Genomic DNA, 21,340 nt, shown 5'->3' on the forward strand with positions numbered 1-21,340 from the left:
ACAGTGCAAAAAGGGCTAAATCATGGCGCAAGACTGAAGGAACTTTCTCGTCAACTATTGCGTTAAGCCGTGCTTGAGGGCGTAGCGTACCAATTCTGTCCGACTATTGGTTCCCGTTTTGCTAAATAGGCGACTAACATACTTTTCAACGTTACGGACGCTGGTTTCGAGCTCCTTGGCAATTTCTTTATTCATCAGTCCCTGGGCCACGAGATCAAGGACACTTTGCTCCCTAGGGGTCAGGTCAATTTTTAAAGGCGGTGGGGTGGTGACCAATTGATTTTGCTGGCCGAGGAATTGCTTAATCTCCCGGAGATCCTGGGCGATGCCTTCGAGATTGCTGCCGCCACCATCTTGTTGTTCGGCGATCGCCGCCTCCCGGGTCAGGAGATTTTTGACAATCGCTTCGAGTTCTTCGGGTTCAAAGGGTTTCGGTAAATAGGCATCACAGCCCGCTTGGTAGCCTTGGATGCGATCGCCAGTCATGCCACGGGCCGTTAGAAAAATTACCGGAAGCGTTTTAAAGCGCGGATCTTCGCGCAGTTGCCCCAAAAACTGATAGCCATCCACCTGGGGCATCATAATGTCAGAAATGACCAGATCCGGTGTAAACGTTTGCAAAACATCCCAGGCTTTTGTGGCATTCTCAGCGGTGGTGACGGTTAGGGCTTCATCATCTTCTAAATAGGCTTGAACTGCCTCCCGGACGCCCGGTTCATCATCGACAAGCAAAATATTGTAGCGTTTATCCATCGCCCATTTTCCCCTTACGAAAGCGCATGATCTTGCCCCTGATTATAGCTTTTCGCGGTTTCGCCCTCTGTTGTTCTTTGTCGGAAATCACACCATGCTCAAGGTTTTCGTGTATGGCACCCTCCAGCCAGGAGAAGCAAATTTTCCCCGCTACTGTGCCCCCTATCACCCCCACATTGAGAAGGCTTTCATCCCAGGGAAGCTTTATCAGTTACCGGTGGGTTATCCGGCCCTCACCCCAGAACCGGGTTGGGTAGAAGGTTGTCTGTTGCGATTCAGGGATCCCAAGGTTTTAGAGAGACTAGATGTCCTTGAAGATTATCAACCGGGGCGATCGCCAAGCCTCAATGAATATCAACGGCGTCAAGCGCCTGTTTACACGGAGACAAAAACGCTCCTGACGGAGGCTTGGGTCTATGGGATGACCCCAGAAAAGGTTGCCCAACTGGGAGGGACGCCTTTCTCTGGTTCCCGCTGGACGGCTAACCAAAACTTCTCGAACTTCTAGGTGGGGCTAGAGTCACCATACCAAATGGCTTCAATTTGCTGGGCGATCGCCGCCAATGTTTCCCGATCATTTGTTTCACTTAAAACCGTGACATGACCCAGTTTGCGGCCTGGGCTGGCGCTGGTTTTGTCGTACCAGTGGACATGGCTATGGGGAAACTGGGTCAACATCTGCCGTTTGTGGGCATAGTTCCCCGTACTGTGCTCAAACCCTAGTAAATTAACCATTACCGCCCCAGGGGTGATCATCTTGGGGTTCCCTAAAGGCAGATCGGCGATCGCCTGGAGTTGCATTGCAAACTGCGAAGTCTGACAAGCATCCAAACTAAAATGGCCGGAATTGTGGGTGCGGGGGGCGATTTCATTCACCAACACCTGTCCTTCGGGAGTGAGAAACAACTCAATCCCCATAATGCCCACCAGATTTAACCCTTCAGCTAAGGTGCGGGCAATCTTTTCGACCTGATTCACTACATCTTGAGCGATCGCCGCAGGGGCCAGCACCCAACGACACACTTGATCAATCTGTTGGGTTTCCACCGTCGGAAAGGTGCGAATTTCTCCCCGGCGGTTGCGGGTCACCATCACCGCTAATTCCTGCTCAAAGGGCACAAACGCTTCTAAAAGTAAGGGAATATCAGCTAAATCCGTTGGTAAAGTCTGTAACGCCGCAGCATCTTTCACGATAAATGTCCCTTTGCCGTCATAACCATGGCGACGGGCCTTCACGACCAGTGGAAATTCCCAACCAGAGGGCAGCGGTTCCCCCAGTTGCCAAGGGACAAAGGTCGGCACCGGAATGCCGAACCGTTGACAACAGCGCCGTTGATCATATTTATCCAAGAGGGCAGCGAGAAAAGGCAGAGAAGGAAAAAATTTTGCCCCCCGTTTAACGAGGGTATCGAGGGCTTCGAGATCAACAAATTCATTTTCAAAGGTGACCACATGGCAGTTTTCCACCAGCTTGGCCGTAGACTCTAGATCGTCGATCGCCCCAATGATCACTTGATCAGCATTAGAAACCGCCGGATCACTGGCGTTGGGTGTTTGTACCCACAGTTCCATGCCGAGGCTCCGGGCTTCTGCTCCCATCATCCAGGCGAGTTGTCCGCCGCCAATGACACCCACTTTATGTTTCATGCTCTTGTTTTTGCCGTTTTTATATGGATTGCCCGTGCCCCATTAAACCCTAGGAGGGCTGCCGGATGTCAATTGTCTAGATCCGCAAGCCTAAGCCTGAGCTTTAGTTGTCTCTGGGGCAGACTGGGTCTCAGAGGCGGTACTCTCTCTGGTTGCTTCTGTGGAAACCATCGCCGCCATTAACTGGTCTGGGTTGACGGTAAAGGGTAGACGGTGGATGTCTGACTGGGGCTGACAGGTGATCTCTGCCACCTGGCGCAATTCGGCCAAGGTCATTGTATTTAGGCCGAGATCAGCGAGGCTCTTCGGTAAGCCAATATCGCGGTAAAACTGGAGGAGCTGTTGGCGGGCGGTCTCAGCCAGTTGACTTTTTTGGCAAATTTCTTCGAGACGGAGTTGCACCAAAATGCCGTAGGCAACTTTTTCACCATGCAAAATGCCATGGGCCGCAGGTAGGTGGGTTAACCCATTGTGAACTGCGTGGGCAGCTACAGTACGACAATTGGCTCCCCCTAAGCCACCGATTACGCCGGCGAGGAGAACCGTCGCATCTACCACTTCTTGCCATTCGGGACTGTGGACATCGGCGATCGCCTGGGAGGATTTTTGAAAGAGGAGATCCCGGAGAATCCGCGCTTCTTGGACGGCGGCAATGGTGAGGGTCTGGGGGGAATGGCCACTGCTGACGGAAGCTTCGTACCATTTGGCGATCGCATCCCCAATCCCGGCAATGAGAGTCTGTTGCGGCGCCGTGCGTACCAAATCATAGTCCAGGATCAACAGATTCGGACATTGCTCCAAGGCCACATCATATTGAAAGGCCCCTTGATCAGAATAAATATTCGACAGAGCCGTCCAAGCGGCACAGGTGGCCGCCGAGGTGGGCACGGTCACAATGGGGCAACGTTGCTGATGGGCAAGGAGCTTGGCCGTATCGAGGGCCTTGCCGCCACCGAGGCCGATGACAAAATCTGCTTTGTGGGCTTTGAATTTTTTGTTGAGTTCTTTGAGAGACGTTTCGGAACAGTCAGGACTATAGCTGCCACTGGCGAGATCGAGTTTTTCTTGCTCGGCTAGGGTTTGGAGCGGATCTGCCAATTTTTCGAGGCTCTGCTGCCCTCCCACCACAAAAGGACGTTTGCCCCACCGGGCGATCGCCGCACCAGCTTGGGCTAGGGCGTTATTTCCCTTGAGCACTTGGGCCGGCGCAATCAGCACTTGCATGGGAACAGTTTGGGTTTGGGTAGCAGCAGGCTTTTTCATGGGTATTGGTAGCGAAGAAATGGCGACGAAACGGTTGAGAAAAACTTCCCTAGATCCTAACTAATCGCATTGGGTTGGGGCAGCTTTTTGAGATTTTCTGGATAAAGCTGAATGTCCAGGGCCCCATTTTCGCGGTCGGCAATGGCGCGTTGGACTTGACCTAGATAGAGGGGTTCGGAAACGCCGGGTTCGGGGTGACTCATCACCCGGAGGCGCACGGTAAATTTATTATCCCCATTGCCAATGCGTCCGTAGGAAAAGAGGTCATTGGAAGCTTGGCGGAGGGTTGCATTGACTTCCTCGGCAGTCACTTCAGGCTTCACGGAGACAACGGCTAGGTTTGCACCATTGTCGTAGACCAGGGCATAGCGCACGGCCCCCGGCACGACACTACGGCTAAAGAGTCCTAAGCTGAGGCCAAACAAACCAATGGTAAGCACAATCATAAAGCCGGTGGTGCCGACTAAGCGGAAACGGATGCCCCACTTAAAAAGAAACGCGGCGATCGCCAAGACCGCAAAGAACAAGGTGGCGTAGGCAGACCACTGGGTATAAAGGGCAAAATCTAAATTTTCCATGGGTCAGTTTGATAAAAACGTTTTGGCACAAGGCCAGTGCAGTTAATTAAGGGATCATTAAAAGTTGTGGCTTCCATTATCCCAGCAAGGGCCCCAAGAAAAAACCAGCGAGGCGATCGCTGGCATGACTCAAGCTTGTTGTTTTTGCATCGAAAAAATACAAGATTTCAAACCACGCGTTCCCAGCACGAAGCCCGAAATATTTCTTTACACAACGCTAAGTGTAGCAGAACATACCATTTTTGATCAGGGAATTTTTCAACTTTTCGCGACATTTTCCCTCAGCCTGGGTCATGTCACATAGATTTATCATTGGGGAGATTTTCTTTAGAATAATTGCCAATCCCGCGAAGATAAAGCCTTGAGTCGTTCTAGCCGCTGGGTGAGGTAGTGACGATCCAGTTGGCTGTTGTTAAAAATTTGAATACTGGTGAGACTGATGCGCCACGACCAAATATAAGCCAGTTGGGTGAGGGCCTGGAGAGCCGCCTGTTCCTGGGCGACAAAGGTGGTTTGGGACTCATAGCCCGCGATAAAGGCTTCTCGCACCCGTCGCTGGAGACCTGTGGTGAGTGCCCCCTGGAAAAATTTGCCAATTTCAAAGGCGCGCCAACCGTAGCCGCACTGGTCAAAGTCAAAGAGGGTGAGCTGATGATCTTCGGTGAAATGGACGTTGCCGCAGTGAGCATCCCCCCAACAGACCGACCAGAGGGGCTTTTCCTTGGGGAGTTGCGCTAAAGTTTCGCGGATTTTGTGGGCAATGTCCTGCATGAAACCCCAATCCCGGGGGCGATCGCCAAAAAACGGCAAAATCACGCCCAAGGATTCATCCAACAAATACTCAAGGTCTAGGGGTTTGCGCGGGTGGTCACAGATAAAGTCTTGGCTGACCTGATGGATCTGCGCCACCACTGCCCCTAAATGACGACTTTGGCTTTCGTTCCACCCCCCTAGGGCAATTTCTCCTGGGGCAAAGGGAAACAGAGTGGCATAGCGATCGCCTTCTGGGGCTTGAATTTTGACGGCCCATTCACCAGTTTCCGTCGGTAAAGGAGCCGCCACCGGTAAACCCTGGGCCTTGAGAAAATTTAAAAAATCGAGCTCGAAAAAGATTTCTGTGGGCGATCGCCAATGGTGATGGGAGACCCGCAAGACAAACGTATCCTGGGCTGCTTGCACAAAATAAATATCACTCAAGCCCCGATTCCATAACTCACATTGGCTGACGGTCTTAAGGCCATATTGCGGCAGCACACGCTCCCGGAGGGCGATCGCCGATAGCGTGGAGTAAATGACGGGGAAATCCGAGCAGACCATAGACCGCAGCCCCTCAGGTGCAGGACAAATCAACTATCAACCTAAAAAGATATGGGCCAAAAATCTGTAGCCCATGGCACCATCTTCCAGAACATCAAGAAAAAGTTTGCAATTCTTTTCTAAAATGGGATAAACGCTTACACTTGCAGCTTTTGTCAACCTCGAAAAATAAAATGTTGCAAATTGTTACAAAACTTGTTAATCTTGAATCAAGATAAAAAACAACCTAATTTACCCCAGATAACAATATGGCTAAAAAATACCAAGGCAACATCATCGACGACCAAGGCAAAATGAATACCTTTGCCGTAGAGCCCACCGTTTACGTCCAAGAAAATCCCCGCGTCGGCTTTACCGAATACGCAGAAAAATTCAATGGTCGCGCCGCAATGATCGGTTTTGCTTCTTTACTTCTTCTCGAAATCTTCACCGGCCATGGTGTCATTGGTATTTTTCAGTAAGACCAACAGCTTTTAATTTTTTCAAACAACATCTCAACAGCATAAGTTTGTCTAGGGCGGCCCTTGGTCGTCTTTTTTTTCGGCAAATTTCCTTAAAATAGAAGTCGCTGCCCGGCGCTCTCGGTTAACTTTTTTAATTTCTCATTCAGATATTTAACGCCCATGCCCGTCCTTGTCGTCGCCACCGGAAACCCCGGTAAATTACAGGAAATGCAAGCTTATCTCCAGGATTTGCCCTGGGAATTGCAGCTCAAGCCCCCGGAACTCGACATTGAAGAAACAGGCACAACGTTTCTCGAAAATGCAGCTCTCAAAGCCTCTCAGGTGGCAAAGGCCCTCAACCAATGGGCGATCGCCGATGATTCTGGTTTAGTCGTCGAAGCCCTCAACGGTGCCCCCGGTCTGTATTCAGCCCGCTACGGCACCACCGACCAAGAACGCATTGAACGTCTGTTAACGGAACTGGGCAACAACCCCAATCGCCGCGCGAAATTTATCTGTGCAGTGGCGATCGCCAAACCAGACGGTACCATTGCCGCCCAAGTGCAAGGAGACTGTCCCGGAGAAATCCTCCCGGAACTGCGGGGGAGAGGGGGCTTTGGCTATGACCCCATTTTTTATGTGCCAGAATATCAACAGACCTTTGCGGAAATGTCAGCGGCGCTCAAACATAACGTCAGTCACCGGGGCCAAGCCTTTGCACTGCTGTTGCCGCGTCTTGCCACACTCCTCGATTAACGATGCCTGCTCCCCCAACCCCAGAAGATCGCAACCCTGAAGCGTCCCTCCGAGAACTCCTTACCCTTGGGAGCATGTTTATCTGTGCGATCGCCCTCTTGATTTGGCTATTAAACTTCAGTGTCAACTGGCTCATTGTCCAGATGCCCGTGAGTTGGGAACAACGGTTAGGGCAAGCCCTGGTCAAAATCTACGAACCCCAAGCCGAACCTTCGCCTGCCCAAGATGAACTAAATGCCCTGCTTGACCGCCTGGAAGCAGAAATTCCTACTGGCGCTAAAGAAAAACGCGACTACCAACTCCTCTATATTCCCCAGCATGTGGTTAATGCCGCGGCCCTGCCGGGGGATACGGTATTGGTCTATCAAGGGTTGTTAGATCAAATGGACTCAGAAAACGCCTTAATGATGGTGTTGGGCCATGAAATCGGTCACTTTGCCAACCGAGACCACCTGCGTAATATTGGTCGGGCTCTCGTAATCCGTACAGTGATTTCCTCTATTTTTGGTGATGTCAGTTGGTTGGGAGATGTCGCGCAAATTGTCAGTACCTCGCGCTTTTCCCAAGCCCAAGAAAAACAAGCCGATGAATATGGTTTAGATTTGCTCTATGCCACCTATGGACAGGTCGCTGGTGCAACGGATTTCTTTGAGGCGATGAGCCAAAAACAAGGGGCCAATTGGGATTTTCTTGCGACCCACCCGGCCCCCGCAAAACGAGTGCAACACCTCAAAACGTTAATTCAGCAAAGGGGCTACCCCATCGGTGAATATACCCCTCTGCCAGAGGTATTAACCCAAGATTAATCTACCGCTGTTTGGGATGATTTTCCCCCAAACAAGGCGAAAGCCTACTCAGGGGAGCAGGCTTACAATCCAAATTTAACTAACAAAAAGATTTACCAAACAACAAAACGAGGTTAACAACGAACCCAACAAGCGCTTCTCGAAAAACGGTACCTAACAGGCAGTGATTATAGCCCGATTACCCGATTCCGTTAGGGGGAATAACCGAGTCTATCTTCAACTTGAAATGTTGAGAAGGACTTCTGGGCGAGACCGAACAAAGGAGGTACAACCGCTCAATCTCTTCGTCCGAATAAAAGCTTTTTCAGAACTTTTATTTTGTACCTTGCTTATAAGGTATCAGCAAAGATAGGTAGCGGTGATGGATACTTTATATCTTGTAATATTTGCTTATCGATCTCGCGGGCGATGTTGGCAACTCTTCTGAGGGAATAAGGGTTTAGGACTACATTCGGTCTAGCACCTCAATCCCCAGGAGAGATAAACCCAACTTGAGGGTGCGGGCCGTGGTGTCGGCGAGGATTAACCGGGAAATCCGGCGATCGCCTTCGGCCTTGAGGATCGGGCAAGCCTCATAAAATTGGTTGAATTTGCGACTGAGGTCATAGAGATATTCACAGAGGCGATTGGGCATCAGATCCTGCTCAACACTCATCAGGACTTCACTCAGTTGCAGTAAATGTTTAGCCAGGGTCAGTTCAGCGGCCTCTTCAAGAATAATCGGCGTATCGGTGGGTAGGGTGCTGAGGTCAATGCCCCCTTGGCGACTGACCCCTTGGACACGCACATAGGCATAGAGCATATAGGGTGCCGTGTTGCCCTGGAGCGCCAACATTTTATCGAAGCTAAAGATGTAATTACTGGTGCGATTTTGGCTCAGGTCAGCATATTTCACAGCTCCAATCCCGACCACCTGGGAGACTTTTTCGATGAAGTCTGCTGTTTCCTGGCGTTCATCTTCGGCGAGACGTTTTTCTAAATCAGCGCGGGAGCGGTTGACAGCTTCATCCAATAAATCCTTGAGCTTGATCGTATCGCCAGCACGGGTTTTGAGTTTTTTGCCATCTTCTCCTTGCACAAGGCCGAAGGGCACATGGACAACTTCCACATCATCGGGTAAAAACCCAGCACGCTCTGCCACCTGGAACACCTGGGCGAAATGTCCGGCCTGGCCAGAGTCTGTCACGTAGATGATCCGTTTGGCCTGATCTTCTTTGATGCGATAACGAATTGCTGCCAAATCGGTGGTGGCATAGTTAAAGCCCCCGTCGGATTTTTGGACGATCAATGGCAGGCGATCGCCATCTTTATTTTTAAACCCTTCGAGGAAAACACATTGCGCTCCGGCATCTTCTTCTAACAAACCCACTTCGTCCAATGCCGTTAGAACATCTGCCAGGTATGGATTGTAAAAAGACTCGCCCCGTTCCGTTAATTTGATATCTAGAATGTCATAGATCTTTTGAAATTCTCGGCGGGATTGTTCACAGAGCAATTGCCACGCTTTTTGACTTTCTTCGTCCCCAGATTGCAATTTTACGACTTGATTTCGAGAGGCTTCTTTAAAGGCTTCATCTTCATCAAAACGCACCTTTGCTTTTTTATAAAATGCGACCAAATCACCAATGTCGAGAACATCTGCTTTCGTTAAAGCATCAGGGTAAACTTCCTTTAAATAGGTGATTAACATCCCAAATTGCGTGCCCCAATCCCCCACATGGTTGAGGCGTAAAACATCCTGGCCCCGAAACTCTAAAATCCGTGCAATAGAGTCCCCAATAATCGTTGAGCGGAGGTGGCCGACGTGCATTTCTTTAGCAATGTTCGGACTAGAAAAATCTACAATGACTTTCTGGGGATTTTCTGCTGGCTCAATGGCCAGGCGATCGCTTTGCTGAACTTCCTTCAAAAGTGTGGCTAAATAGCTCGGTTTGAGGCTGAAGTTAATAAAACCAGGCCCGGCAATGGTCGGATTCTCACAAAGATCAGCAATGTCTAAAGCTTCGATAATACTTTGGGCAATTTCTCTAGGATTTTTCTTCAGTGTTTTCGTTAGCGATAGGGCAACATTAGACTGATAATCACCAAATTTCGGATTACTAGCAAGGACAACAAGGGGATCAGTATCTTTAAGATCTTCGCCAAATGCCTTGATCAGAGCCTCAGAAACAGCCGTTTTTAATTGCGACAAAATAGACTTCATGATAAATAATTATTTTTTTAAGTTTTTAGTTATAGAAAAGGGTTTTATATTTTGTTTGCTGTAAAAGAAATATACGAATTAGTTTGGCGAAATATTATTCTTACTTGAAGATCGCATTGACAAACATCTTTTTTTTAGATATGTTTCAATTCAATTAATCTTGAATATATTCTGTGCCGGAAAGAAGGGCGATTTCTGCTTTAACAAATTCCCGTCCGAGATATAGGGCATGATCTAACTTGGAAATGGGACAGGGATCGGCTTTTTCGGTGATTTCAATGCCTAATTCTTTTGCAGTGCGGCCAGTGTAAACAGTGACATGAGTCCGTTCTAAACTACCTTTACAGGCGAGGACTTCTCCGGTTTCTGGATCTGTGGCTAAACCTTTATCGTTAATCGTATTGGTGTAATGTTTCGCACAAATTAAACCCTGTTCACGGTCTAGATAGATAATAAAATAACCGTCGGGATCGAGGTCAATAAACCTATTGGATAATTCGTTGTCAAGTTTAGCCCGTTCTTCGGCGTTAACAGTCATGGTGAAGGCAGTGATTTTGGATGGCGTTTGGCACAGCTTTTTAGTATAGCCTACGGGGTTTCGTCACCAAAAATTCTTGAACTAAAAGGCGATCGCCTGAAAATCACCAAATTTTTGCGAGGGATAACGTAAATCCTGGCAGTTCAGGATCGGCACTGACTGTTTCCGGATTTTCAAGGATTTGGGGCAATTGCTGGGGTCGATAAACGTGGACGGTGCGGTTTTGGCGATCAATTAGCCAAGCCAAAGACACACCATTTTCCAGATATTCCACCATTTTTGCTTGTAGCGTTTTGAGGGCATCACTTTTAGAGCGCAACTCAATCACAAAATCGGGACAAATCGGCGCAAAGGAATTTTTTTCCTCATCGCTTAGGCTGTCCCACTTTTCACGGCGCATCCAAGACGCATCGGGGGAACGGGTCGCGCCATTAGGCAACGTAAAACCGGCACTCGAATCAAAGCCTAGACCTGTACCATCCTGTTCGCTCCATAACCAAAGATAAGCAGCGAGATTAAAATTTCGATTGCCAGTATCCGAAGTGGCAGGGGACATAATGATGACTTCTCCTGTGGCAGTTTGTTCGATGCGTAGTTCAGGGTTGGCGCGGCAAAAAGCATAAAATTCATCTTTTCCCATTTTGGCGATCGCCGGAAAAGAAACCTCAAGAGGAGCCAGATTGCTTTGAATCAAGAGAGTGGTTGCCATGGTATGTTTTCCCGTGAGCCAGATGGTTTCATTGTAGCCTTGCCCCCAGAAGGAAAAATAAAGGCGATCGCCTTTGTAGACAATCGCCCCTGAAGCTTTTATGGATTTAAAATCGCCTAAATTTCGGCCATTGCTCCTTTGGCCATGGCGGCGATCGCCTGATCTGTGGCCTTGGGCAGACGGTAATATTTACCCCCCGCTTTAGCAGCTAGCTCTTTACCGAAGCCAGAGGAAATAAACTTCTTCTCTGTGTCAATAATCAGCAGTTTCATCCCAGAAGCACGGATTTTACCGGCAATATCCAGAAGTTCCTCTTTAATATCAGGTTTTTCTTCCCCTTCCTCTGGTTTTTCGCCAAGGGAACGAGAGAGGGGAATATTGCCCCGACCATCAGTAATCGCGACAATGACTACTTCACCCACATCACCGGACATTTGCGCATTCACACCGATATGCACAGCTTGGGTTAACCCATGGGACAGCGGTGAACCACCACCACAGGGCAACGTTTCTAATCTATTGCGCGCCAAAGTAATCGAACGGGTAGGAGGTAAAAGCACCTCCGCCATTTCGCCCCGGAACGGGATCAACGCAATTTGGTCACGGTTTTCATAGGCTTCTGTCAGCAGACGCATCACCGCCCCTTTCGCGGCCTGCATTCGGTTCAGAGCCATGGAACCAGAGGCATCAACAAGGAAAATCATCAAAGCCCCTGCTTTACGGGCCATCCGTTTAGAACGCAGATCGCTTTGTTCGACGATCACTTTTCGCTCAGGGTGCCGCAGTCGTCGCGCCTTTTGGTAGGGAGCCGCCGCCCGCAGGGTCGCATCCACCGCAATGCGTCGCACTTTCCCCCTCGGTAACATCGGTTTAATGTAACGGCCCCGGTCATCGGAGAAAATCAAGCCCCGTTTCCCAGAGTTGCCTTTGTTTTGCATCATCTGGGCAAAGGCGAGAATCCCTGGGTCAAGCACAACCCCCTCTGGATCAAATACAAATTCTTCGGGAATCGTCGGCTCCTGTTCCGGCTGTTCCTCTTGGTCTTCGTTTTGATCGTCGTCGTCTTGGTCTTCTTGATCTTCGTCCTGGGATTGATCCTCCTCGTCCTGCTGATCATCCTGGGATTGAGGCGGCGGCGGCGGTGGCTGCATATCCTCATCCTCAGGGGTGGGGATCGTCGTAGCACGGGGTAAAATCACCAGTTCGACCGCTGTGCGGAGATCATCGGCAATTACTACATTCCGGCCATCAAGGGCAGCAGCAGCCATGGCAACGCGCACGGCAAACAATTCGGCCCGGTGACCTTCAACACTGCCGCGTACCGCCTCACTCACGAGGTAAGCCACTTGGTCTTTGCTAATTTTGACGTCTTTGAGCCATTCTCGTGCCAGGATAATTTGGGTGCGGAGAGCATCGAGGTCTTCTTCGTAGCTTTGGAGAAAATCCCTGGGGGCAGTGGCATATTGCACGACTTGATCCACTGCTGCAACTCGCTCTTCGAGGCTGAGGGGGCGATCGGCGGACAGGGTAATGGCGATGCGATCGCGGAGGTGTTCCCGCAGATTTCCTTCTTCGGGGTTATAGGTGGCAATGAGGAGGGGCCGACAGGGGTGCGAAAAACTAATACCTTCCCGTTCGATTTGGTTGCGTCCTTCGGTTAAGACCGTCAGGAGTTGGTTGGCAATTTGGTCATCAAGGAGGTTGATTTCATCGATGTACAACACACCCCGATGGGCTTGGGCCAATAGACCAGGTTGGAAAACAGGTTCTCCCTGGCGCACGGAAGCTTCGACATCCACAGAACCCAAGAGACGATCTTCGGTAACGCCCAGGGGAATTTGCACAAAAGGCGCGGCAATCACTTCTGTGGGAATGTTTTCGCTGGCCGTTTCACCATAGGTCGCTGCGGTGAGATCGTCCCAATCACTGCGGTTCTGCACATCACAGTTAAAGGGATTGTCCTTAATAACTTCGATGGGGGGCAAAAGAGAATGGATTCCCCGGGCCATCACGGATTTTGCGGTGCCCCGTTTCCCGGCGATCGCCACCCCACCAAGGGCAGGATCAACGGCCCCCAGCAGGAGAGCAGTTTTGATTACATCTTGACCAACCACCGCTGTTAGGGGAAAGGTCGTGCGCGATGTCGTGAGAGTAGGCATCTATCAAAAAAGTTTTTATAAAAATAAAAGTTTGGCAATGTGGAAATGAAAAGATGATTAAAACGTAGGGGTTTACCATGGTAAACCCCTACCCAATGAAAAATTGATTAGAACTTACACATAGTTCACCAAGCGGGCAAAACTCTCTGCCTCTAGGCTCGCACCACCTACCAAGGCTCCATCAATTTCGGGCTGGGCCATAATCTCATCAACGTTATTCGGTTTAACGGAACCACCATATTGAATGGTGACATTTTTATTGGTGAGTTTTTCGCGGATCAGACCAATGACTCGGTTTGCTTCAGTGGCATCACAGGTGTCACCTGTGCCAATGGCCCAAATGGGTTCGTAGGCAACAACCAAGTTATTTTGATCAATATCGACTAAATCTTGCTCTAACTGGGCAAAAATCACCGCTTCCGTTTCGCCAGCATCCCGTTGGGCTTTACTTTCACCAACACAGAGAATTGGTGTTAGACCGTGGCGTTGGGCCGCTTTAAGGCGTTGATTTACGGTTTCATCGGTTTCACCAAAATATTGCCGTCTTTCGCTATGGCCCACAATGACATAACGGACGCCCATTTCCGTCAGCATTGACCCGGAGATTTCCCCAGTAAAGGCACCTTCGTCAGCCCAGTGGATATTTTGTGCTCCTAGACGTACCCGCGTTCCGTGGAGACTCTTGGACATTAAGCCTAAATCGGTAAAGGGCGTACAGAGTACCACTTCTCGTTCTTCATGGTCATCGGCGATTTTGGGCAGTAATGCTTTGAGAAAGTCTAAAGACTCGGCTTGAGTCTTATACATTTTCCAATTACCCGCAATAATGATCTTTCGCACGGCTTTCCTACTAATGCTTTCCTTACAATGCACAGGGATCCAGTTTACCCCATTGCCGAAGCGGTGCTAATGGGGGGTCGGCTTCTCCGGGAAAAAGAGTAAACCGCGATCGCCATCTAAAATTACCGGAACCCCCACGGGTAGAGCGGCATTAATCCCATCATGGCCAAAGGACAACTCGGCGACAATCGGAATGTTTAAATCCTGGAGGCGATCGCCAAGCACTTCCATAACGCTAAAACTGTCCGCTGAACCCAACTCATCACATTGGCTAAAACGACCGAGGGCAATGCCTTTGATTTTTTCAAAAGCCCCCAGCAGTCGCCATTGGGTTAACAGGCGATCAATGCGGTAAGGCGCTTCTGTCACATCTTCGAGGGCCAAAATTACATTCTTAAAATTCGGCTGTAACGGTGTTTTGAGAATGTGGGTCGCCACCGTCAAATTCGCGGGCAATAAAATTCCTTCAGCTTGGCCATTGCCCCAACCCTTGCCCTGGAGCACTTCAAGGGGTTTTCCCGCCAAGAAATCAAATAATCTTTGCCTAGACCAATCGGGTTCTGCCGCAAAAGTAGTTAAAACGGGGCCGTGGATACTGGCAATGCCCACCGTGCCTAAACTCCACAATAGACTGGTGATGTCCGAAAAACCGATCAGCCATTTGGGAGTCACTTGGTCGATTTTCCAGTCCCAATTCTCTAGGAGGCGCATCCCGCCATAACCGCCCCGCGCACAGAGAATGCCTTTGCAATCTGGGTCAAACCAAGCTTCTGCTAAGGCGTCCCGTCGCCCCTGATCGTTGCCCGCTAAATAGCCCCAGCGCGCATCCCAACCCGCCGTCAGTTCTACCCGATATCCTTGCGATCGCCAAATATCTACCCCAGCCCAAAAAGCATCCTGCTCTAGCAAACGACCACTAGGGGCAATCACTCTCAATAAATCCCCCGGTTGTAACCAAGGGGGCAGCATCAGTTTATTCATTTAAAATCAACGGGCCAATTGGTGAGATCCAGCTTATTCTTTCTCTTGACTGGCGAGTTTATTTTTGTTTTCCCAGCGCCAAAGAAAAATCATTAACCCCACAACCCCAGCCTGCACCGCCAGATTCGGAATCGCTTGGTCTAAATCTCGCCCAGCGGCAATTTGCAACAGAAAAATCATCCCCCCAACGCTCCCAGACAACCCAAAGCATAGATAAATAAATTGGCGGAGCGAACGGTAAGGATTTTTGGCTTCCGCCCGCAGCCGGGCCATTTTTTCGGGGGTGAACTTTTGACTCATGGTTGTATCAATTGCGAGGGATTAACCAGCGTTAACCCCTACGGAACAAAGAAATTAACGGATTAAATTTTGGAAAAAAGCCAGGTTGACGGTGTCGCGCACGATGAGAAAAACCCCAAGGCCAAGTAACAGGACTAAGCCCGTTTGCATAATGTTTTCCTGGAGGCGCATCGGCAGAGGTTTCCCGCGAATTCCTTCTACTAGGAGAAAGGCCAGTTGGCCGCCGTCTAAAGCGGGTAAGGGCAAAATATTAATAATCGCCAGGTTAATGCTAATGAGTGAACCAAATTGGAACAGATTACTCAGATCATCTTTTGCTAAATCGGCTCCCACCGCCACGATCGCCACGGGGCCAGCCACCTGTTGGGCTGTTTCTTGGAAATTGAAGATGAGTTGACCAAAGCCTTGCACTGTGAGACTAGCAAGCCGCTGAAACTCCCGGGAGCCTGCCTGGAGGGCCGCAATGGGATTACCGGCACGGTTGCGCACAATTTCACCATTGGGAGCTAACATCACCCCAATTTTCCCTTGCCCATCACTCCCCGCATCGGGGGTTACATCTACAGTGAGCGTTGCTTCGCCCCGTTGGAGTTGCAAATTAAGGGTTTCGTTGGGAGCCTCCTGAATCAGCACCCGCAATTCCTCAAGGGCGGCTTGGCCACTGGGGAGGGTTTGGCCATTAACAGCTAGGACAATATCTTCGCTTTGAATACCTGCTGCGGCTGCTGGAGAGTCTACTTCGGTTAATACTTGGGGAATGCGTACACCCGGTTGGTAGTTAATGTCTTGAAAACCCACGGTGCCTGCCTGTACCACGAGGAGGAAGTAGGCAAAAATTAAATTGGCAATGACCCCGGCACTGATCACGATCGCCCGGTCAAAGACGGGACGATTGCGCAAGAGGTTCGGGTCTTCTGGGGGGATATCACTGTCTGGATCATCATCGGGGAAGCCCACATAGCCACCGAGGGGAAAGGCGCGCACCGCATACTCGGTTTCTTTGCCTTGGTATTTGAGCAGGGTCGGCCCAAAGCCAATGGAAAAGCGGTTGACATGGATATTTTGAAGTCGGGCTGCTGAGAAGTGACCCAACTCATGGATCACGATGAGGAGTGCCAAAACTGCGATCGCCGCCAGTACGGACATAACGTTCTCTTGATGTTGTAGTGATTTTTTATGTTCTAGCTATTGTAGGCGATCGCCATCGGAGTTATGGGAGAAAGACCTGGGTGAGCGGCAGCCTCAAAATTGAGATGTTAGAATCAGCGGCGACAAAACCTTTAAGAAACATTAAGTTTTTTGCCTGGTATTCCCCTCCTTGGTGCTCTCCTATGGCTCAGCAATTTAATCTCCCCATCGGTGCCTGTTTATCCCTAACCCTGGCCTTTGTTTCGACGGGATGCGCCCTCGAACAAAATAGCAATGCTCAACCGGCGGGCCGCCTAGAACAGTCAGACCAACCGCCCCTAGTCGAGGTGGCGATCGCCACTGGGACAGAAACAGCCCCCACCGCCAGCTATACCGGCACCACCATGGCCCTGAAACAAGTGGTAGTCCGCTCCCGGGTCGAAGGACAATTGCTTACCCTCAATGTAGATGTGGGAGATTTTATCCGCCAAGGTCAACTGCTCGCCGCCGTGGAACAGGACTTACCCCGCACCGATGTCAGTGAAGCCCAAGCCGAACTGGCCGCCCGGCAATTTGAAGTAAAAGAAGCAGAATCTGTTCTTGCCGAAGCCAAAGCCCAGGTGGAACGGAACCGGGCCGAACTCAAACAAGCCGAAGCCGATGCCCGCCGTCTCCAACAGTTAGCCGAAGCGGGGGCGATCACCGCCCAACAAGCTGAAGTCGCCCAAACCCAGCAAGCCACTGCCGCCCAGGTACTAAAAGCCAGCCAAGAACAAGTCATTACCCGTCAACAGGCGATCGCCGCCACCAAGCAACGGGTGACGGCCCAACAAGCGATCCTCGCCCAGGCCCAAGAACGCCTTACCTATACTCAAATCACAGCGCCCCAAAGTGGCATTCTCCTCAGTAAGCAAGCCGAAACTGGCGATACGATTCAAGGGGGGCAAACCCTCGTCGAAATTGGCGATCTGAGCGCCATTAAAGTTGAAATCCAAATCTCTGACCGGGATCTGAGCCAATTTGCCCAAGGTCAACGGGTTAATGTGGCCCTCGATGCCTTCCCTGGGGAAACCTTTCCTGGCGAAGTCACCCGCATTTCTCCTGTGGCCGATGCCGCTGCCCGTTTAATTCCCATTGAAGTGACCATTCCTAATCCCGCAGGAAAAATTGCCACAGGGTTATTGGCGCGGGTCAGCCTCACAGATCCCAACCTCACCACGGCTGTCATGATTCCCGCGTCCGCCCTCACCACGGGGAATAATGGCAACCAAACAACGGTATTTGTGCCCGTTACCCAGGGGGACACAACAACTGTGCAAGCGCGTCCGGTGCAGGTCGGCCCCGAAGATAATGGCATGGTCGCCATCTTGAGTGGCCTCAGTGCCGGAGAACGATATGTTGTCCAAGGCGATCGCCCCCTGGAAACTGGACAAACAGTCCGCCTGAGTTTGCTGTCCGAATAACCATAAAGCATCAATTATTTTTGATTTAATGTCCCTCACCCAAGACCTAACCCTAATTTTGCAGGGCTTCAAAGCCTTAGGAGATCCCATTCGTTTGGAGATCCTGGAACGGTTGCGCGCCCAAGAATTATGTGTGTGTGAATTGTGTGATGTCTTGGATTTAAAGCAGTCTAAACTTTCTTTTCACTTGAAAATTCTTAAAGAGAGTGAGTTGGTACTGACCCGACAAGAAGGCCGCTGGATTTACTATCGGCTGAATTTGGCCCAATTTATCGCCCTAGAATCTTATTTGGCCGAATATCGGCGTTTTGGGGAAATTTTGCCCGCTCGCCCCTGTGCGGACTAAAACCTCAATCCAGAATATAAATCAATTTTTTTTGATATATTGAGTCCTGTAAGCCTCAGCAGGATTTTTTTAGTCATGGTCAAAACCAAGGCGGTGCAGGCAGGGGGACAGCTCAATATATTTGAGAAATATCTGACCCTCTGGGTGGCCCTTTGTATCGTTGCGGGGATTTTGCTCGGTCGTCTCTTTCCGGCGATCGCCCAAAGCCTCGATGCCCTCAGTCTCTACAATGTGTCGTTGCCGATTGCGGTGTGTCTGTTTTTTATGATGTACCCAATCATGGTGAAAATTGATTTTTCCCAAGCCGTCAAAGCAGCCCAAACGCCAAAACCAGTGACCCTCACGTTGGTGATCAATTGGTTGATTAAACCCTTTACGATGGTCTTTTTTGCCCAGTTTTTTCTGGGGTATTTATTTCGGCCTTTGCTCAGCGCCACGGAGATCATTCGGGGGACAGAAATTGCCCTGGCGGATTCCTATATCGCGGGTTGTATTCTGTTGGGAATTGCCCCCTGTACGGCGATGGTGCTGATGTGGGGCTATCTGTCCTACAGCAACCAGGGTCACACCTTGGTGATGGTGGCAGTAAATTCTTTGATGATGCTCTTTGTCTATGCGCCCTTGGGGAAATGGCTCCTGGCGACGAATAATCTGACGGTACCTTGGCAAACCATTGTGTACTCGGTTTTGATTTATGTGGGTTTACCGTTAGCGGCGGGCATCTTGAGTCGGCAATGGCTGCTGCGTCGCTATGGTCGGGCCTGGTTTGAAACCCAGTTTTTGCAGTTTCTCACTCCGGTGGCGGTGCTGGCATTACTGACAACTTTGGTGCTGCTCTTTGCCCTCAAGGGAGAATTGATCATTAATCAACCCCTCCACATTCTGCTGATCGCCATCCCGCTCTTGATCCAAACCAATGTCATTTTTGCGATCGCCTATGTTGCGGCCCAGAAGTTGGGATTTACCTATGAAGATGCGGCTCCGGCAGCCTTGATTGGGGCGAGTAATCATTTTGAGGTGGCGATCGCCACGGCGGTGGTGCTGTTTGGGTTAAATTCTGGGGCTGCCCTCGCCACGGTGGTGGGGGTTTTGATCGAAGTGCCGGTGATGTTGATGTTGGTGAAGGTGTGCCAGAAAACCGCCTTTTGGTTTCCCCGGGAGCCGGAAAAAGCGACGCTACCCGATCCCCGTTGTCTTAATTCGTGCAATTTTTAGGGAAGCAAAACCTGCCATGAAAAAAATTATGTTCGTTTGTCGGCGCAATTCCTGTCGCTCCCAAATGGCGGAGGGTTGGGCGAAACATCTCGGTGCAGACAAGGTGATCGTCCACAGTTCCGGTCTCGAAGCTTCACGGGTCCATCCAGGGGCGATCGCCACCATGGCCGAGGTGGGTCTTGATCTGACGCCACAAACCTCTAACGCTTTAGCCGAATTTAACCCAGAAGATTACGATGCGGTGATTTCCCTCTGTGGTTGCGGGGTCAATCTACCCGCCGCCTGGGTGACACGGCCCCTCTTTGAAGATTGGCAAATTCAAGATCCCGATGGACAGCCTCCCGAAATTTTTCGGAATATCAGAGATGAAATACAAGGACAAGTCAACCGGTTGCTAAAAAAGTTAACATCTTAGGGTGATTTGCAGGAGGTAGCGATTTTTTGGCTAAATTGACAAATTTTGAACCAAAGATTGCTCCCTAATGTCTAAAAAGTAGCTTCTTCTTGTCCAATTTCCCGGTGCATCCGCCATGAGCGCAAAATCAAATCTAAGCTTGACGACCCTCGCCATCCGGCGTCATATCGGCACCCTGATGTTGGCGATCGCCGTTGTGGTGATGGGATTTTATGCCATCTTCAGGATGCCCGTGGATTTACTCCCTTCCATTACCTATCCGCGCATTGGCGTGCGGGCTGATGCCCCTGGGGTTGTCCCCGCAGTAGCCGTTAACGAAATTACTAGACCCCTCGAAGAAGCCCTCGCCGCCACGGAAGGGGTGACTCAAATTTTTTCCCAGACTAGGGAAGGCCGGATCAGTATTGATCTCTTTTTTCAACCCGGCGCCGATGTCGATCAAGCCCTGAACGACACAACAGCAACCCTTAACCGGGCGCGCAATTCCCTCCCCGACAATATCAGCCAGCCTAGGGTATTTAAATTTGATCCGTCCCAGTTGCCTGTCTACGAGATGGCCTTAACCTCCAGTACCCTAGCGCCGGTGGATCTACGAATTTTTGCCGATAATGACCTGGCGCGAGAATTAATCCGGGTGCCGGGGGTCGCCAATGTGGATATTTCCGGTGGGGTTGAAGAAGAAATCCAAGTCAACCTCGATTTAGAACGCCTCCAAGCCCTGGGTTTAGATGTCCCCACGGTACTCAACGCCCTGGGGGAACGGAACCAAGATGCTTCTGGTGGTTTGTTGCGGGGCGGTGATCAAGAATCCCTTACCCGCCTGCTGGGACAATTTAATGACGTAACGGAAATTCGTAACTTACCGATCCGCCTGGGCACCCCAGAAAATCCCCAGACGATCACCCTCCAGGATGTGGCCCAGATTACGGATGGCACGGTGGAGGAACGGTTAGTCGTTACCCTCAATGGCCAACCAGCGGTGAAGGTGAGTGTCCAGAAACAACCCGATGCCAACACGGTGCAAGTGGTGGATGGGGTGAAAGCAAAGTTAGCAGAACTGCAACAATCCGGCCTGATCCCTGCGGATATGGATCGTACGGCAACCTTAGACGAGTCGGTGTTTATCCGCAGTTCAATTCAGAATGTGGCGGTGTCAGGACTGACCGGGGCAACCCTCGCGGCGATCGCCGTTTTATTGTTTCTAGGCTCAGTACGCCAAACCCTCATTATTGTTTTGTCAATTCCCCTGGCGACGTTGACGGCACTGATCTTGATGTTTACCTTCAATCTCTCCCTCAACGTATTTAGTTTGGGGGGCCTAGCCCTGGGGGTCGGGGTCGTGGTGGATAACGCCATTGTGATGCTCGAAAATATCACCGCTGGGGCCGAAAAAGTGAAGTCCGAGCATGGTTCACGGCGGAAACTGCAACGCACCGTCGAAGCCAGTAGTCAGGAGTTGGAATCGGCCTTATTTGCCTCG

22 protein-coding genes are annotated in these 21,340 nt (G+C 50.4%); 9 read left to right on the forward strand and 13 right to left on the reverse strand.

The genetic code is table 11. The features are described 5' to 3' along the window. Nucleotides 1-54: 54 nt before the first annotated feature. Nucleotides 55-753 (reverse strand): response regulator transcription factor, encoded by a 699-nt coding sequence (locus AACT35_RS14320; RefSeq protein ID WP_012306239.1) that lies wholly within the window; start codon nucleotides 751-753, stop codon nucleotides 55-57. Nucleotides 754-847: 94 nt separating this feature from the next. On the opposite strand from AACT35_RS14320, the gene AACT35_RS14325 reads away from it, so the two are divergent. Then, nucleotides 848-1,261: a gamma-glutamylcyclotransferase family protein gene (locus AACT35_RS14325; protein ID WP_099237999.1), complete on the forward strand. Its 414-nt coding sequence runs from the start codon at nucleotides 848-850 to the stop codon at nucleotides 1,259-1,261. Here the strand turns inward: AACT35_RS14325 and AACT35_RS14330 are convergent. The 4 genes from AACT35_RS14330 to AACT35_RS14345 all read right to left on the reverse strand — a co-directional run bounded on the left by AACT35_RS14330 (nucleotide 1,258) and on the right by AACT35_RS14345 (nucleotide 5,558). Further along, on the reverse strand, nucleotides 1,258-2,400 hold the full coding sequence (locus tag AACT35_RS14330) for a 5-(carboxyamino)imidazole ribonucleotide synthase (RefSeq protein ID WP_030005864.1): 1,143 nt from the start codon (nucleotides 2,398-2,400) through the stop codon (nucleotides 1,258-1,260). The genes AACT35_RS14325 and AACT35_RS14330 overlap by 4 nt on opposite strands. 90 nt (nucleotides 2,401-2,490) lie before the next feature. Then, a complete protein-coding gene (locus AACT35_RS14335) occupies nucleotides 2,491-3,663 on the reverse strand; it encodes an iron-containing alcohol dehydrogenase family protein (RefSeq protein ID WP_099238001.1) in 1,173 nt (390 codons plus the stop codon). 56 nt (nucleotides 3,664-3,719) lie between these two features. Then, nucleotides 3,720-4,241, reverse strand: a complete 522-nt coding sequence (locus tag AACT35_RS14340; RefSeq protein ID WP_012306235.1) for a Ycf51 family protein — start codon at nucleotides 4,239-4,241, stop codon at nucleotides 3,720-3,722. A 327-nt stretch (nucleotides 4,242-4,568) separates the two neighbouring features. Beyond that, nucleotides 4,569-5,558, reverse strand: a complete 990-nt coding sequence (locus tag AACT35_RS14345) for a phosphotransferase enzyme family protein (protein WP_099238005.1) — start codon at nucleotides 5,556-5,558, stop codon at nucleotides 4,569-4,571. 248 nt (nucleotides 5,559-5,806) lie between these two features. Between AACT35_RS14345 and AACT35_RS14350 the strand changes: the two genes are divergently transcribed. The 3 genes from AACT35_RS14350 to AACT35_RS14360 all read left to right on the forward strand — a co-directional run bounded on the left by AACT35_RS14350 (nucleotide 5,807) and on the right by AACT35_RS14360 (nucleotide 7,563). Beyond that, the gene (locus tag AACT35_RS14350; RefSeq protein ID WP_012306233.1) at nucleotides 5,807-6,019 is read left to right on the forward strand and encodes a high light inducible protein; all 213 of its coding nucleotides are present in this window, start codon (nucleotides 5,807-5,809) and stop codon (nucleotides 6,017-6,019) included. Between the two features lie 162 nt (nucleotides 6,020-6,181). Continuing rightward, on the forward strand, nucleotides 6,182-6,757 hold the full coding sequence (gene rdgB / locus AACT35_RS14355; protein WP_065715982.1) for an RdgB/HAM1 family non-canonical purine NTP pyrophosphatase: 576 nt from the start codon (nucleotides 6,182-6,184) through the stop codon (nucleotides 6,755-6,757). Nucleotides 6,758-6,759: 2 nt separating this feature from the next. Further along, a complete protein-coding gene (locus tag AACT35_RS14360; protein ID WP_065715981.1) occupies nucleotides 6,760-7,563 on the forward strand; it encodes a M48 family metallopeptidase in 804 nt (267 codons plus the stop codon). 445 nt (nucleotides 7,564-8,008) lie between these two features. On the opposite strand, the gene argS is transcribed toward AACT35_RS14360, so the two are convergent. From argS to rseP, 8 genes are all read right to left on the reverse strand, one after another. Then, a complete protein-coding gene (gene argS / locus AACT35_RS14365) occupies nucleotides 8,009-9,766 on the reverse strand; it encodes an arginine--tRNA ligase (protein WP_099238007.1) in 1,758 nt (585 codons plus the stop codon). A 154-nt stretch (nucleotides 9,767-9,920) separates the two neighbouring features. Next, the gene (locus AACT35_RS14370) at nucleotides 9,921-10,304 is read right to left on the reverse strand and encodes a DUF4346 domain-containing protein (RefSeq protein WP_030005857.1); all 384 of its coding nucleotides are present in this window, start codon (nucleotides 10,302-10,304) and stop codon (nucleotides 9,921-9,923) included. 103 nt (nucleotides 10,305-10,407) lie between these two features. Next, a complete protein-coding gene (locus tag AACT35_RS14375) occupies nucleotides 10,408-11,013 on the reverse strand; it encodes a Uma2 family endonuclease (RefSeq protein ID WP_099238009.1) in 606 nt (201 codons plus the stop codon). A 116-nt stretch (nucleotides 11,014-11,129) separates the two neighbouring features. Then, nucleotides 11,130-13,172: a magnesium chelatase ATPase subunit D gene (bchD, locus tag AACT35_RS14380; protein WP_099238011.1), complete on the reverse strand. Its 2,043-nt coding sequence runs from the start codon at nucleotides 13,170-13,172 to the stop codon at nucleotides 11,130-11,132. 114 nt (nucleotides 13,173-13,286) lie between these two features. Further along, nucleotides 13,287-14,012, reverse strand: coding sequence for a triose-phosphate isomerase (gene tpiA, locus AACT35_RS14385; protein WP_012306226.1), 726 nt, complete (start codon nucleotides 14,010-14,012; stop codon nucleotides 13,287-13,289). 66 nt (nucleotides 14,013-14,078) lie between these two features. Continuing rightward, the gene (locus AACT35_RS14390) at nucleotides 14,079-14,993 is read right to left on the reverse strand and encodes a S66 peptidase family protein (protein ID WP_173867216.1); all 915 of its coding nucleotides are present in this window, start codon (nucleotides 14,991-14,993) and stop codon (nucleotides 14,079-14,081) included. A 33-nt stretch (nucleotides 14,994-15,026) separates the two neighbouring features. Then, on the reverse strand, nucleotides 15,027-15,293 hold the full coding sequence (locus AACT35_RS14395) for a DUF3493 domain-containing protein (RefSeq protein ID WP_099238013.1): 267 nt from the start codon (nucleotides 15,291-15,293) through the stop codon (nucleotides 15,027-15,029). A 54-nt stretch (nucleotides 15,294-15,347) separates the two neighbouring features. After that, nucleotides 15,348-16,439, reverse strand: a complete 1,092-nt coding sequence (gene rseP / locus AACT35_RS14400) for an RIP metalloprotease RseP (protein WP_062432414.1) — start codon at nucleotides 16,437-16,439, stop codon at nucleotides 15,348-15,350. 185 nt (nucleotides 16,440-16,624) lie between these two features. On the opposite strand from rseP, the gene AACT35_RS14405 reads away from it, so the two are divergent. From AACT35_RS14405 to AACT35_RS14425, 5 genes are all read left to right on the forward strand, one after another. Next, complete coding sequence (locus tag AACT35_RS14405; protein WP_254047948.1) at nucleotides 16,625-17,884, forward strand: efflux RND transporter periplasmic adaptor subunit; 1,260 nt, start codon at nucleotides 16,625-16,627, stop codon at nucleotides 17,882-17,884. A gap of 28 nt (nucleotides 17,885-17,912) precedes the next feature. Continuing rightward, nucleotides 17,913-18,230, forward strand: a complete 318-nt coding sequence (locus AACT35_RS14410; RefSeq protein ID WP_099238015.1) for an ArsR/SmtB family transcription factor — start codon at nucleotides 17,913-17,915, stop codon at nucleotides 18,228-18,230. Between the two features lie 75 nt (nucleotides 18,231-18,305). Next, nucleotides 18,306-19,445 (forward strand): ACR3 family arsenite efflux transporter, encoded by a 1,140-nt coding sequence (gene arsB, locus AACT35_RS14415; RefSeq protein ID WP_012306220.1) that lies wholly within the window; start codon nucleotides 18,306-18,308, stop codon nucleotides 19,443-19,445. Nucleotides 19,446-19,461: 16 nt separating this feature from the next. Further along, nucleotides 19,462-19,860, forward strand: a complete 399-nt coding sequence (gene arsC / locus AACT35_RS14420; RefSeq protein WP_099238017.1) for an arsenate reductase, glutathione/glutaredoxin type — start codon at nucleotides 19,462-19,464, stop codon at nucleotides 19,858-19,860. 115 nt (nucleotides 19,861-19,975) lie between these two features. Beyond that, the coding region (locus AACT35_RS14425; RefSeq protein WP_143596757.1) for an efflux RND transporter permease subunit at nucleotides 19,976-21,340 on the forward strand (1,365 nt) is incomplete at its 3' end.

This window comes from Synechococcus sp. BDU 130192 (assembly GCF_963876085.1).
Lineage (GTDB): Bacteria > Cyanobacteriota > Cyanobacteriia > Cyanobacteriales > MRBY01 > MRBY01.

What these genes read in the sequence shown, in the direction of transcription:
- AACT35_RS14320 (WP_012306239.1), bottom strand. Translation starts at nt 753, where the DNA reads ATGGATAAACGCTACAATATTTTGCTTGTCGATGATGAACCGGGCGTC.
- AACT35_RS14325 (WP_099237999.1), top strand. Translation starts at nt 848, where the DNA reads ATGCTCAAGGTTTTCGTGTATGGCACCCTCCAGCCAGGAGAAGCAAAT.
- AACT35_RS14330 (WP_030005864.1), bottom strand. Translation starts at nt 2,400, where the DNA reads ATGAAACATAAAGTGGGTGTCATTGGCGGCGGACAACTCGCCTGGATG.
- AACT35_RS14335 (WP_099238001.1), bottom strand. Translation starts at nt 3,663, where the DNA reads ATGAAAAAGCCTGCTGCTACCCAAACCCAAACTGTTCCCATGCAAGTG.
- AACT35_RS14340 (WP_012306235.1), bottom strand. Translation starts at nt 4,241, where the DNA reads ATGGAAAATTTAGATTTTGCCCTTTATACCCAGTGGTCTGCCTACGCC.
- AACT35_RS14345 (WP_099238005.1), bottom strand. Translation starts at nt 5,558, where the DNA reads ATGGTCTGCTCGGATTTCCCCGTCATTTACTCCACGCTATCGGCGATC.
- AACT35_RS14350 (WP_012306233.1), top strand. Translation starts at nt 5,807, where the DNA reads ATGGCTAAAAAATACCAAGGCAACATCATCGACGACCAAGGCAAAATG.
- rdgB (WP_065715982.1), top strand. Translation starts at nt 6,182, where the DNA reads ATGCCCGTCCTTGTCGTCGCCACCGGAAACCCCGGTAAATTACAGGAA.
- AACT35_RS14360 (WP_065715981.1), top strand. Translation starts at nt 6,760, where the DNA reads ATGCCTGCTCCCCCAACCCCAGAAGATCGCAACCCTGAAGCGTCCCTC.
- argS (WP_099238007.1), bottom strand. Translation starts at nt 9,766, where the DNA reads ATGAAGTCTATTTTGTCGCAATTAAAAACGGCTGTTTCTGAGGCTCTG.
- AACT35_RS14370 (WP_030005857.1), bottom strand. Translation starts at nt 10,304, where the DNA reads ATGACTGTTAACGCCGAAGAACGGGCTAAACTTGACAACGAATTATCC.
- AACT35_RS14375 (WP_099238009.1), bottom strand. Translation starts at nt 11,013, where the DNA reads ATGGCAACCACTCTCTTGATTCAAAGCAATCTGGCTCCTCTTGAGGTT.
- bchD (WP_099238011.1), bottom strand. Translation starts at nt 13,172, where the DNA reads ATGCCTACTCTCACGACATCGCGCACGACCTTTCCCCTAACAGCGGTG.
- AACT35_RS14390 (WP_173867216.1), bottom strand. Translation starts at nt 14,993, where the DNA reads ATGAATAAACTGATGCTGCCCCCTTGGTTACAACCGGGGGATTTATTG.
- AACT35_RS14395 (WP_099238013.1), bottom strand. Translation starts at nt 15,293, where the DNA reads ATGAGTCAAAAGTTCACCCCCGAAAAAATGGCCCGGCTGCGGGCGGAA.
- rseP (WP_062432414.1), bottom strand. Translation starts at nt 16,439, where the DNA reads ATGTCCGTACTGGCGGCGATCGCAGTTTTGGCACTCCTCATCGTGATC.
- AACT35_RS14405 (WP_254047948.1), top strand. Translation starts at nt 16,625, where the DNA reads ATGGCTCAGCAATTTAATCTCCCCATCGGTGCCTGTTTATCCCTAACC.
- AACT35_RS14410 (WP_099238015.1), top strand. Translation starts at nt 17,913, where the DNA reads ATGTCCCTCACCCAAGACCTAACCCTAATTTTGCAGGGCTTCAAAGCC.
- arsB (WP_012306220.1), top strand. Translation starts at nt 18,306, where the DNA reads ATGGTCAAAACCAAGGCGGTGCAGGCAGGGGGACAGCTCAATATATTT.
- arsC (WP_099238017.1), top strand. Translation starts at nt 19,462, where the DNA reads ATGAAAAAAATTATGTTCGTTTGTCGGCGCAATTCCTGTCGCTCCCAA.